This is a genomic window from Moorena bouillonii PNG, from assembly GCF_001942495.1.
GTDB classification, from domain to species: Bacteria; Cyanobacteriota; Cyanobacteriia; order Cyanobacteriales; family Coleofasciculaceae; genus Moorena; species Moorena bouillonii.
Genome location: NZ_MKZS01000001.1, coordinates 7,722,892 through 7,735,411, shown reverse-complemented (window position 1 = coordinate 7,735,411; position 12,520 = coordinate 7,722,892). Strand labels below are relative to the sequence as shown.

Here is a 12,520-nt window from a genome sequence, read left to right as displayed (position 1 = left end):
GTAATCAGTAATCAGTAATCAGTAATCAGTAATCAGTAATCAGCTATCAGTAATCAGTAATCAGTAATCAGTAATCAGTAATCAGCAATCAGCAATCAGCAATCAGCTATCAGGTTATGCTTTACATCCCAGCGTCCAAGCCTGCGACACGATACTGCTAGAAGCCTGTGCCACGATAGTTGAGGTGCCAAAGACCAAGCGCTGACTGCTGACTGCTGACCGCTGACTGCTGAGTGCTGACCGCTTAATGCTTGATTTGAGTGGTGAACATAACTTTAATTAGGAAAGGTAACAGGCAAGAGGCAAGAGGCAAGAGGAACCCACCCCTAACCCCTCCCAGGAGGGGAAGGCAAGAGGCAAGAGTTAATCAAGTAGCGCTCGATCCCGATTCCCGATTCCCGATTCCCGATTCCCTGTTCCGGTGATCCGCTGTTCCCTCTCATGTACACTTACTTAACTGAAGCAATTACCGCTTGTGAGCAAGCGTTGGAAAGTCCATCCCCAAATCGAGCTGATTTTGCCTCGACTTGCCGAGTTTTAGGCAATATCTTGCAAGGGATGGGTCGGTTCGATGACGCAATTTTCTGGCACTCTAGAGTGTTCGATGAGAAACCGAATTTAGTGCAAGTCTATGCTAAATTCGGTAGTTTATACACCAGTCAACAACAGTGGCAGCAAGCGATCGCATCCTACTATCATGCTATACGCCTCCAGCCAGATTTTGCTGAGGCTTACTGGAGTCTGGCAGAAATCTATTCTCAGCTGGGGAAAAAAGAGGAGGAAATTGAGTGTTGGTATCAGACTCTGAGCCTGAAACCAAAATCAGCAAAGGCTCAGGGGCATTATAAACTAGGGAAAGCCTTCCTGGGTCAGGGTAAACCGGATCGAGCCATTGCTTGTTTCCAAAATGCGATTGACCGTGACTCCAGCTTATGGGCAGCTTACTACGAGTTAGGAGACTGTTTGATAGCCCAGGGCAAGTGGGAGAATGCGATCGCATGTTATCGTCAGTTACTCGACCTTGACCCAAATCAAGCTAAGGCCCACTATAAAATAGCTGGGATTTGGCTCAAACAAGGAATGGTGGACACAGCGATTGCAGCGTTTCGCCGCTCGATTGAGGTTGATCCAAATTTTCCTGGAGCTTATCGGGAACTGATCCAACTGTTGATTAAACAGCAGAAGTGGGATGAAGCCATTGTCTCATGCCGTGCGGTAATTGCGACAGTGGGTGACTATCCCTGGACTTATGTTAAACTCGGGGATGCTTTGGTAAAAAAAGGTGAATTAACCGAAGCCTACACTTGTTATCAAAAAGCTGCTCAATTGCGGGGTTGGCATCAGTGTGCTCAGAAGGATTATCGATTCACCGAGGATAGGTTTACGTTTAAAATTCCGGTCTGGGAAAAACACTTGCAGCCCCTAGCTGGTATTGCTGATGCTCAGTGTTTGGAAATTGGGAGTTTTCAAGGCAATTCCGCTTGCTGGTTACTTGATAAAATCCTGACTAACTCCTCAGCTCGATTAACCTGTGTTTCGCCACACTTTCAGGAAGAGTTTGCTGGAAATATAGCTAAAACTGGAGCAGCGGAAAAGGTGACTAGGTTAGAGGGAAAACCTGAGCAGTTGCTTAATTCCCTTGATGGCAATTGCTACGATTTAGCTAACATTCGCGACAGGCGTCACAAAGCTACCATTGCTGAGCAAAATGCTTTACTTTGTTGGAAGCTGCTCAAGGTTGGAGGGCTGATGATCGTTAATAACTATGGATGGAGCAATCCGGCTAAACCACAAGAAGCGCCTAAAATTGGGATTAATAGGTTTCTAGATTCAGTTAAGGGTCAGTTTGAGATTCTGCATCAGGCTCGCATAGTGATTGTTCAAAAAATAGCGTCTTAACGGTAACGATGTCAAGGGATATCAAACACTCTTCGGGTCATGACCACGACTCTGTTGACCAAACCCAGGGCCAGCTCAAGGTGGTGAAAATTCAATTAAAGTTGGCTAAAGACCATGCTAATCGGGGGAGTCTGTATGCTCAACAGCAACAGTGGCCAGATGCGATCGCATGTTACGAAAAAGCGATCGCAATTGACCCGAAATTTGCTGGAGCTTACCGTAACTTGGCTCGGGTTTTTGCTAAGACAGGTCAACAGGAGGAAGCTACGGAGTGTTGGTATCAGGCTCTAACCCTAGAGCCACATTGGGCTAAACCAGAGGAGCATGTTAAGTTGGGCAACAGGCTCTGGTCTCTAGGCAAACCAGACCAAGCTATCACCTGTTATCGACAAGCGATTGAGTTAAAGCCCAATTTACTCCAAGTTTACTATCGTCTGGGGGAGATACTCAAATCCCAGGGAAAGATGGAAGATGCGATCGCACTTTATCAACAGGCGGTCGAGAATAATCCCCGAAATCACCAAGCCATGAACTATTATCGACAAATAGTCGATAGTAATCCCAACCCTAGCGCTAAAGATTATCATCAGTTAGGTCAACTCCTCAGAGGGCAAAGTCGATTTAAAGAAGCCATAGAGTCTTATCAAAAAGCGATTGAGCTTGACCCCTGTTTTAAGCGAGCTTATGTAGACCTACAGTACACCTGGATTGAATCAGAGCAGTTAGAGCAACTTATCACCTTTTATCGACAGTGCATCGAACGGCAACCAGATTTTCCTCTAGCTTGGGGGAATTTAGGGGATGTGCTAACCGAGCAAGGGCAACTTGAGGAGGCGATTAGCTGTTACCAAACTAGCTCTTACAAGACAGCAGTTGCATCCAATCCCAAACTTGCCGAGGTTCACTGGAAACCTAAAAAAGAGCATGGTCCAGACTTCGTTATTATTGGAGCGGCTAGATGTGGTACATCTTCATTATATATGTATCTGAGTCGTTATCCACAAATTATCTCCCCTCATAAAAAAGAGTTAAATTTTTTCAGTAAATATTATAATCAAGGGATTGATTGGTATCTCGCCCATTTTCCATCTATTACCGACTATCCTAATTTCTTAGCTGGGGAAGCAAGTCCTAATTATTTTGACTGCACTGAATCTGCCCAACGGATGTTTCAGTGTTTTCCCAAGGTTAAGCTGATTATTTTATTGAGAAATCCTGTTGATCGCGCTATCTCTTGTTACTATCACAATTTTTATCATGGCCGAGAAAAGCGCAGTCTAGAAGATTCCCTAGCTCTAGAGAAGCAACGACTGGAAAGTTTGACAGAATCAGATCTATTACAGATTGGGTATCGACACCCAAATAATTTATTAGGAAGTCTTTACGTCTATAAGTTAAAACGATGGATGGAGATTTTTCCAAGAGAACAATTTTTAATAGTGAAGAGTGAAGACTTCTATAGCAATACTAATACTGTCATGAGTACCATCATTGAATTCTTGGGATTATCTGATCAGAAGTTTTTTCAATACCCCAAATGCAATGGTAGGTCTTACACTCCCATTATTCAGGAATTGAAACAAACCTTAAGTGACTTCTTTCGACCTCATAATCAGAAGTTGGAAGATTATTTAGGAATGTCATTTAATTGGGATTAAAATAAAAAAAGCGGTGTTGCTGATTATGCGTATGGTTTTGCTCCCCTAGGGCGTGTTTTAAACGTTTTACGCAAGATTATGATCCCCCCCAGCCCCCCTTGAAAAAGGGGGGATCCATACTCAAAGTCCCCCTTTTTTAAGGGGGATTTAGGGGGATCTCCGAGGTAATAAGACACGCCCTAGACCCCCAATTATGGGGTATTTAGGGGGCTTTAATAAAACCAAATGATCGCGCATTCATTTCTTAATTCAGCAACGCCTATTTCCTACTGTTCCCTGTTCCCGATTCCCTGTTCCCTGTTCCCTGTTCCCTTTTCCCTAAAATCACCATGGTTAAAACCACCTCCAAACTCACTTTTGAGGAATACCTGGAATACGATGATGGCACAGATAACCGTTATGAGCTGTTTGATGGGGAGTTAGTAGAATTGCCTCCTGAGAGTGAACCAAATAATTGGAGGGTAATGTGGCTAAGGGATGAATTAATCCAACTAGTTTACCGCCGTTTAATTAAAATGCACAATTGTGAATTACAAGTTCCAGGAAATCCTCAAAACCGCTATCCAGATTTGGTAGTAATTAGAGAAGAACATCTTATCCAAACTGAAAAACGCCTAACTATCACCCTTGATATGCTTCCCCCACAGTTTGTGGCTGAAGTAGTTAGCCCCTACAAAAACCAAAGGGATGAAAACTACCAACGTGATTATGTAGAGAAGGTAAAACAATACCAAGAAAGGGCTATTCCTGAATATTGGATTATTGACCCCCAAGAGCAGTTAGTAACTGTGTTGGTATTAAAAAATGGTAGTTATGAAAAACAAGAATTTCGTGATAATCAGCAGATTGTTTCCCAGACTTTCGGTGATTTGAAGTTGACGGCTTTACAGGTGAACAGTGCTAATTGATGGGGAAGTTGTCAGCGATCAGCTGTCAGCTATCAGCTATCAGCTATCAGCTTTTAGCTGTCAGCTATCAGTTATCAGCTATCAGCTATCAGCCAAAACTCTGTAATCATGGGATGGAAACAGCTTTTTAATAAAATCAACTTAAAACTGACAGCTGACGGCTGAATGCTGACGGCTAAATCATGAAATTGATTCTCAAATTACCTCCCAAAAAAAAATTTATAAAAACCCTTGACAACAAAATTAATAATCATTACAATAATCACTATAAACATAATTCAGGTTTTTAACCATGTCTCAAAACTTTCTCCCGAATCAAAACAATAATTCTGATGAATCTAACCAAAATAAACAACGTATTAAGTACATTAAGGGCTCTCCTGAAGGAGTCACCAAGACTATTTACTCCCTTTCTGCACTCGGGTATGGGTCGGTTTCCGACTGGAGCCCTTTGCAGCCAACCGGAATTCCAGGGCAAGTAATTAGTTTTGCAACCAAGTATCAGACTTGGCGTTAACACCTTAAATTTCTGGGGGGGTTTCCCCCCCTGGCAAAGGCTCCGGTCTGTTTGCGTAGCGTGACCTTTGCCCAATGAAATAGGATCAGATCCGGATTGATTCGGAAAGTGAGAGACATGACATAGTGTTTACTGAAATAGCCGTGGATAGTATTTCTACGGCTATTTTTTTTGCTTTTTAATTTAATCCAATTGGCAAGCTAAGGATTATCAATCCAGACTATAGCGGTTTCTAAGCTAATGAGGTAAACAGGATTTTTTCCCTATTCCCTATTCCCTATTCCCTATTTCCTATTCCCTGTTCCCTGCTCCCTTTTGATATCAATTCTATATTTACAACTTACATAAAAATGCTAGATAACCTTGACTAAAGAATCAGCGATATGGTGACTTAGTTCTACAGGTACAGCATTGCCTATCTGCCTCATGGCCTCTGTCCATGAGCCGAAAATTTTATAATTATCTGGGAAAGTCTGGATGCGCTTAGCTTCATAAGTGGTGTAATAGCGGACTCGACCATCATGATAACGAATCATATTTTCTCCTCCAGGTACACCATGATCTCCTGCCTTTAGAGCTTTGGAAGGCATATCAATGTAACTGCCAGTATGTCCAGGATAAATTCTTGCTCCCTTTCTTAAGACATGGTCAAGATCAAAACTACCTAATGAATCAGGTTCCGGAAGTTTTCCAATTTGGTCTCTAACTGTTTTCCAGGGTTTCAAAGATGGCGTGAATAGAGTGAGTTGTTGCTTTAGCAGATTAACTCGTTGCTGAGTTCGTTTATCTAGATTTTCAGTGGTTGAAGGCTTGATTCCATGCTTCTCCCAATAATCATAACTAACGAATTGTGACCAAAGTAACCCATCGAGAGAATGAGTTTTTTTAGGGAAAGACCATTGGATAGTTAAATCTTCTCTGATGCCAACAATGAACACCCGTTCCCGGCGTTGAGGAATGCCATAATCGGCGGCATCAACTAATCGAAAAACCACCTTGTATTTTACCCCGTCATATTTATCTGAGGTATGGATTTGTTCCAGTCTTCTCAGATGATCATCCCAGTTTTCTCTATCCTTCCGGTCAACATCAGGATAAATCAATCTTAAAATAAGGTAGTCAAAATAGCTGGCAAAGGATTTTCTCAGAAGACCTTTGACATTTTCAAAGATAAAAACTTTAGGAATACAAGTAGTTATTGCCTTACAAACATAGGGAAACATATCTCGTTGATCCCTATCCCCCTTATGCTTACCCCCCATGGAAAATGGCTGACAGGGAGGTCCACCTGCAATCATGTCTACATAACCAAACTGATTAAAATCGAATTCACGAATATCTATATTGTGAACAAGCTTGTCACTGTAGTTATGGGACAAGGTTTGACAGGCATTTTTATTCCAGTCAATAAAAGCTTTATGTTTGACTCCAGATAGCCGAATACCTGTGGCTAGACCCCCCGCGCCAGCAAATAGCTCTAAGCACGAAATTTTAGACATTTTCAAAAACGCTCTGGAACCGGAAGTGTATGAACTGGAGTTTGATTAAAAAAGCGAATTGTGTCTTTTATGATTTTATCAAAATCAGGAGATACATAGAGGTGCTTAGAACGTTCAAAAACACTCATATAGGTAGATATTAAGATTAATAATCCCAATCATAACGACACTTTATTATAGTGCGTTCACGTAGCGTGACCTACGGCCAATCGCATAGGATAGGTCAATCTTGATCTAAAATATCAGAAGTGAAAGGACAATTCTGAGGGAAACTAACAGATGGATAATTCCTGCTCACCTTCTTCAGTGGATATTTGTAGCAATCGGAAAAGACCGATTCAAGATAAGGCTTAAGGCTAGGAGATTCAGACAACAGAAGATTAATCTGTTCTCTTTGTTCATCGATGGTATTTTCCCAGCCTCGATAATCAGGCTCTGAATCTACGTACTGCCTTTTCAGCAAATGTTCCATCAAAACTTTAAGTCGGCTCTGAAGCTCTCGTCTATCATATCTTCCCAAGGATGCTATCTCCTCAATTAAATTGTCTATATCCAACTCATCAAAGTTTTTGGTTTTGAGTTGCTGGCAAGTTGTCTCAGTCCACAGAACGAAATCCTGATCATACAAGTCACTATTACTCATTGCTTGCTCATCCTTTTCTATTTTTTTTGTAACGATCAGAGGCTCTCCCGTTTTCAGATAAAACTGTCGGCAAAAAATAACGCTCCTCTTGAGGCTTTCAGAGAAAAAATTAACAGCATGGATTCAACTAATCAAGGGGAATCTCATACTTAAAATATTCTCTTTTTTTATCTTACCACAGGCAATCCTATGGGGAGCTTCTGCGCTCTCAAAATAAAAGCCACCGGATTGGTAGTTTTTAGTAACAATAGAAAGTTTTTCGTCCTGAATCTGGCACTAATGCCATAATCCCTACATCGCACTTTGCTCTTGAGATGGGCGAGGCACGGGATTCCTAGATAAGCCTAATTGAAATAAGATGTATGCTGCTACTCCTGCGAGTAGAGCAAAGAAAATAACAATTATTACTACAACCTTAACTATAGATTTGGATTTATCAGATTTAGAGGTTTGGCTTAGAGTTTTTTCCTCCTGTCGGTTTTGAAGGTCCACCCCTTTAGGCATGTCTTGGTCAAAATCGATAGATTCAGCAACTGTACCACTCACAGTCAAACCATCTCCTATCAATGATGAAGCTATTGGATTAAAATTTCCCCCGACATTTCCTATTGTCGAACTTCTACTTTTATCCGTGTAGTTTACATTTTCGATATTAACTGGCTCAACGGAAACCGAAAGATTATTACTGTTAAAAAAATACTTGACACCATAATTTTGTTGATGCTTAGTTGCTTTTTTTTCTAAAATATTTACTATTTCATAAAAATTACTTTTTATATTATCGAAAACTTTAGCACGTTTTTTTTGTTGATTCAATCCTTTAAGTTGAGAAGTTGTTACTAAGTTTTCAATAGTTGAGAATAATTTCCTGAAGTAGTTCGCTGATACTTCTTGGATTTCAAATACTAGTCTTTCAGATAAGTTTTCAGGACAAATAAGCACAAGACATGGAAGATTGCTTAACTCCACCTTCAACTCTCTAGCAATATCATAGGCTTCCGACTTATCGTAGGGTTTAGTTCTAAACCAGCTTAAATCCAAACCAGATTCAATCATTCTCCTCCAATTTTGATTTGCTTGTCTCCACTTAGGGGAGGGATTCTCCAAAAGATAGATAGTACACCAATCTCCCGTTAGTTTGTCTAGAGCATCAAAGTGTTTTCTTACATAAAGGGATAATTTTTCATCTTCATCCGTATACAGCAATATTCCAGGTATAAAGCTTTTTTGAGATGATGATAACGATTTTTTGAGGGATTCATTAAGCGATTCTTGATTTTTCCAAGAGAGTAGACTTTCAAAAAACTCTTTTTTATTTCGGATTGGAGCTGCCTCAGTAGATTCTGGCAAATCAGTACGTCTATTGATACTTGTTTGACGGAAGCTTGCGCCATTAAAATTAGCACCGCTACAGGTTATTGAGTCAAATCCTTGCACTTCGCTAAGATCTGCATTGTTCAAGTCTGCCCAGTTAAAATTTGCTCCGGCAAGATTTGCTTTCCTGAAATTTGCTCTACTAAGATCCGTCCAACTCAAATCAGCTCTGTTAAAAATAGAGCTACTAAAGTCAACTCTGCTAAGATTTGCGTTTTTGAAGTTTACTTCGCTCAGGTCGGCTTCGCTAAGATCGGCTTCCCTAAGATCTCGTTCTTCCGCACCATTATTAACAATGTCCCAAACCAAATACCATTTTTTGTCAATAATTGCTTCCTGAATTTGGGTGCGGTGTAATTTTGTATAGTTGAGGTTCGCTCCCCTAAGATCTGCTCCCCTAAGATCTGCTCCCCTAAGATCTGCCTCACAGAGATTAGCATCCTTGAGAATAGACTTAGCAAGATTAGCTCCATTAAGCTTTGTTCTTGTGAAATCGACCCTACTCAAATCAGCTTCAGAAAGATTTGCTTCTTCAAGGTCAGCCATACTTAGATCAAGTCCTTGAAGCTCTCGCCCTTCTACACCATTATTAACGATGTCCCAAACTAAATACCATTTCTCATCAATGGTTGCTTCTTGAATCTGGGCTTCTCGTAAATTGGCATGTTCGAGGTTAGCTCCACTAAGATTAGCGCCATTGAAGTTTGTTCCATTAAGGTTTGTTGCACTAAGATTTGCTTGATACAAATTTGATCCAGTAAAGTTATTACCCCTTAAATTTAGTCCGCTAAAATCTGCTCGGCTGAGATTAGACAGACTAAAGTTGGTCTTACTAAGGTTTGTATGTGCATAGAATTTTACTCCATTAAGGTTTGCCCTAGTAAAATTTGCTCCGCTGAGATTTGTTTGAGGAAATTTCTTATCTTTCAGGTTAGCTTCGATCAGACTTGCGTCACTAAGGTCTGCTTCCTGAAGAATTGCAGTACTAAGGTTTGCTTTATAGAGGTTCGCACCCCTTAAGTTTGCTTTGTAGAGTGAGGTCTTGCTAAAGTCTACTTCACTGAGATCTGCTCCACTGAGATCTACTCTATAGAGGTTTAATCCTGTAAGATTCGCCCCCTTAAGGTTGGGAATACTTAGAGGATTTAGCTTCCTACATAGATTCCAGACTTTGAAACCTTGTCTCAGTAAGTTAATATCCAGTTTGTTTGCCATTTGCTTGGCCTTGATAAAATTTTGCCTGATGACAGCCTAACTTAAAAAAATAATAGTTATAGCCCCAATAATTTGGTAATTAAAGGCAACAATTTCCCACATGCCTCTGTTAGTGTCGCAACATTAGATAAGCCAGAAACCGTTCCTTTCAATATTTTTACTGCTGTCTTTCCCTTCTTTTTCATAGCTTCATCATTAGGATTATTTCCAACTTCAGCTATAATTTCAACCTGCTCCAAAGCTTCAGCTTTGTCTTCATCATTTAGATCTGACGAGGTAGAGATTGCCTCAATTAGTTGAGACAATAATTCTTTGATACCTGGTTTTGTAGGATCAGACGAGGCAGGTAACTGGTTTATGGACTCGGCAACTGTACCGCTAATCTGAACGTTATCTGACATGATTGCTGAGCCGATTGGTTTAAAGTCCCCTCCTACATCGCCAACTGTCAAGCTCCGACTTTGATCAGTATTGTCATTCATAGTTCAATCACCACAAATTTAGATTGATATATAGCAATTCTAAATCATTTCTAAAATCCCTGGACTTATTCAAAACTCCCTGCTTCTCCCTTCCCTTCTAGCATTCCCCTCCTGGGAGGGGTTAGGGGTGGGTGCCTCCTGCCTTTTGCCTTAAAGCAGGCCATTTCTTCCACGAATCAGATAGGATTGCTATATTTCTATTCCCGACTCCCGACTCCCGACTCCCGACTCCCGACTCCCGACTCCCTAAATAAATAAAGGTTGACCATTGATAGCCAAGGGACACAACTATACATCCCTACAACCATCAACTGTCAACCTTTAACCAATAACTATCGCAATATAGCGTTTATAAATGAGATGTAAACCTAGCAAGGATTTTGTTATTGGACAATAAAGCTGAGGATCTCTTTACCCTCTTGCCTTTAGCATGCATGCCTCTTGCCTTTTTCGCCAAGAATTGTGTTTACAACCCAAATACAAACGCGCTTTGTGACCTCTCAACCAGCCACTTAAGACTAGAAATTCATTTCAGCAGCTTGGACTTTCTCAACTTGCTTCTTCTTAATAACTAGCAACACTTGAGATAGCATAATTGCGCCGATGAAAAGCATCAACCACTTAATCCGAGCTGGGTCTTGTAAGACGACTTCTACATCCCTTTGACCAAATCCACCAACATTAGGATCAGTACTCAGAGGTTGTCCTGATACTACGTTATCTCCTTCAGCAACCAGTAACTCTGGGCCAGGGGGAACCGTATCAACTACAGTCTCGCCGTCTGGGGTCTTGATAGTGACGTCATAGCCAACATACTCTTCAAAGGTAATTTTGGTAATTTCACCAGTGGCAGAGGCATTAAAGGCATTATTATTGCTAAGGTTACCAGCGGGGTAAACCTGACCCCGTCCCCGGTTACCACCAACATGAAGCTGGTATTTACCAAAATAGATATTTTTCTCAGTTCTGGGGTCAGGAGAGAGAACTGGGAACACAATTTCTTGATACTCCTCACCTGGTAGAGGACCAACGAGTACTATATTTTCCTGCTCTTCGCTGTAAGGTTGGTAGTACATGTTTTCGGTTTCTTCTTGCATTTCCTCCGGAATCCGGTCAGGAGGAGCAATCTTGAAACCTTCCGGTAACATCACCACGGCACCGACCTGTAAGCCACCTTTAGAACCATCACCATAGACCTCTTGTGCTTCTAGGTCATAGGGGATCTTAACCACAGCTTCAAATACAGTATCTGGCAGTACCGATTGGGGGATTTCCACTTCTGTCGGTTTCTCTGCTAGGTGACAATTAGCACAAACTATCTTGCCAGTGGCTTCACGAGGGGTTGCTGGAGCAGTTTCCTGTGCCCAGAAGGGATAGGCAGCAGCTGACTGGGGAACTGCCAGATCACTGGCAAAGAAAAGGGCCACAGCTGCCACAACCAAAACGATAGCTCTGGCAATCATCCCCTTGCCACGGTTAACCATCACCGATACATCAGGTGTTCTCATCACTAAGCCAAAAAACTCAAAAATTGGTAATTTAAAAATTGCAACTTGTTAATTGCTAATGGTTGATTAGCACTAGTCAATTAACTAAAAACTAAGGACTAAGGACTAAAGCAATTAACTCCACCAAGGCTCTTCACCAGTGCGGAAGTCAGTTTCTTTCCAGGTGCTGAAGACTAGGGTGTCGTCTTCTGTTACCGTAGCGTGTGCCAAAGCTAGAGACAAAGGCGCTGGTCCACGTACTACCTTGCCAGTATTGTCATACTGGGATCCATGGCAAGGACAGATAAACCGGTTCTTGCTAGCATTCCAAGGCACAACACAGCCTAAGTGAGTGCAAACCGCGTTGAGACCGTAAGCCTCAAGACCTTGATCTTCAGTAACAATCACATAGGTGGGGTCCCCTTTGAGACCTTGAGTCAGGGTGCGATCGCCTACATTGTGACTAGCTAAAAACTCGCTGACCTTGATGTCATTGCCCAAAGCATCTTTAGCTGTGACACCACCACCAGCCCCACCACTGGATGGGGGGATAAAATACTTAACGATTGGGTAGAGAGCTCCAACAAATGTGCCGGTAATCGTCCCAAACGCCAAGAGGTTCATAAATTGGCGACGCCCCATATCTGGAACGTCTGGAGAGCCAGAAGCTTGAGCCATAACTGAACGCCTAAAGGTATACTTTTTTTACAATTCTGGGAAAATTACCAGAATTTTTTGAACCCTGTTTTTCTAACTGTAGTGTAATTTAACCACTGGACAGGGTTGCCCAAATCCCTGCAATATAAGGATTCACGGCTTGAACTATAAGTATTATTAC

13 protein-coding genes are annotated in these 12,520 nt (G+C 41.6%); 7 read left to right on the top strand and 6 right to left on the bottom strand.

Features of this window, described 5'->3' with window-relative positions:
* Window positions 1-263: 263 nt before the first annotated feature.
* The 6 genes from BJP37_RS40390 (at window position 264) to BJP37_RS31510 (ending at window position 4,982) form a co-directional block, all read left to right on the top strand.
* A complete protein-coding gene (locus BJP37_RS40390) occupies window positions 264-425 on the top strand; it encodes a hypothetical protein (protein ID WP_158069846.1) in 162 nt (53 codons plus the stop codon).
* Window positions 426-441: 16 nt separating this feature from the next.
* Window positions 442-1,899 (top strand): tetratricopeptide repeat protein, encoded by a 1,458-nt coding sequence (locus tag BJP37_RS31525; protein ID WP_075904874.1) that lies wholly within the window; start codon window positions 442-444, stop codon window positions 1,897-1,899.
* 8 nt (window positions 1,900-1,907) lie between these two features.
* Window positions 1,908-3,557, top strand: a complete 1,650-nt coding sequence (locus BJP37_RS31520) for a tetratricopeptide repeat-containing sulfotransferase family protein (RefSeq protein WP_081431400.1) — start codon at window positions 1,908-1,910, stop codon at window positions 3,555-3,557.
* A 329-nt stretch (window positions 3,558-3,886) separates the two neighbouring features.
* A complete protein-coding gene (locus tag BJP37_RS31515; protein WP_075904872.1) occupies window positions 3,887-4,465 on the top strand; it encodes a Uma2 family endonuclease in 579 nt (192 codons plus the stop codon).
* Complete coding sequence (locus BJP37_RS44100; protein ID WP_269087097.1) at window positions 4,465-4,596, top strand: hypothetical protein; 132 nt, start codon at window positions 4,465-4,467, stop codon at window positions 4,594-4,596. Before BJP37_RS31515 ends, BJP37_RS44100 begins: the two co-directional genes overlap by 1 nt.
* 161 nt (window positions 4,597-4,757) lie before the next feature.
* Window positions 4,758-4,982 (top strand): hypothetical protein, encoded by a 225-nt coding sequence (locus BJP37_RS31510; protein ID WP_075904870.1) that lies wholly within the window; start codon window positions 4,758-4,760, stop codon window positions 4,980-4,982.
* A 353-nt stretch (window positions 4,983-5,335) separates the two neighbouring features.
* On the opposite strand, the gene BJP37_RS31505 is transcribed toward BJP37_RS31510, so the two are convergent.
* From BJP37_RS31505 to BJP37_RS31485, 4 genes are all read right to left on the bottom strand, one after another.
* Window positions 5,336-6,481: a DNA cytosine methyltransferase gene (locus BJP37_RS31505; protein ID WP_075904868.1), complete on the bottom strand. Its 1,146-nt coding sequence runs from the start codon at window positions 6,479-6,481 to the stop codon at window positions 5,336-5,338.
* A gap of 223 nt (window positions 6,482-6,704) precedes the next feature.
* On the bottom strand, window positions 6,705-7,124 hold the full coding sequence (locus BJP37_RS31495) for a DUF29 domain-containing protein (RefSeq protein WP_075904866.1): 420 nt from the start codon (window positions 7,122-7,124) through the stop codon (window positions 6,705-6,707).
* Window positions 7,125-7,415: 291 nt separating this feature from the next.
* Window positions 7,416-9,713, bottom strand: a complete 2,298-nt coding sequence (locus BJP37_RS31490) for a pentapeptide repeat-containing protein (RefSeq protein ID WP_075904864.1) — start codon at window positions 9,711-9,713, stop codon at window positions 7,416-7,418.
* Window positions 9,714-9,769: 56 nt separating this feature from the next.
* Window positions 9,770-10,195, bottom strand: coding sequence for a hypothetical protein (locus BJP37_RS31485; RefSeq protein WP_075904862.1), 426 nt, complete (start codon window positions 10,193-10,195; stop codon window positions 9,770-9,772).
* Between the two features lie 131 nt (window positions 10,196-10,326).
* Between BJP37_RS31485 and BJP37_RS44095 the strand changes: the two genes are divergently transcribed.
* Window positions 10,327-10,449, top strand: a complete 123-nt coding sequence (locus tag BJP37_RS44095; RefSeq protein WP_269087096.1) for a hypothetical protein — start codon at window positions 10,327-10,329, stop codon at window positions 10,447-10,449.
* A gap of 264 nt (window positions 10,450-10,713) precedes the next feature.
* Here the strand turns inward: BJP37_RS44095 and petA are convergent, their stop codons facing one another.
* Entirely contained in the window at window positions 10,714-11,703 is a 990-nt protein-coding gene (petA, locus tag BJP37_RS31480) for a cytochrome f (RefSeq protein ID WP_075904860.1), read from the bottom strand.
* A 114-nt stretch (window positions 11,704-11,817) separates the two neighbouring features.
* Complete coding sequence (gene petC, locus BJP37_RS31475) at window positions 11,818-12,360, bottom strand: cytochrome b6-f complex iron-sulfur subunit (RefSeq protein WP_075904858.1); 543 nt, start codon at window positions 12,358-12,360, stop codon at window positions 11,818-11,820.
* Between the last annotated feature and the right edge of the window lie 160 nt (window positions 12,361-12,520).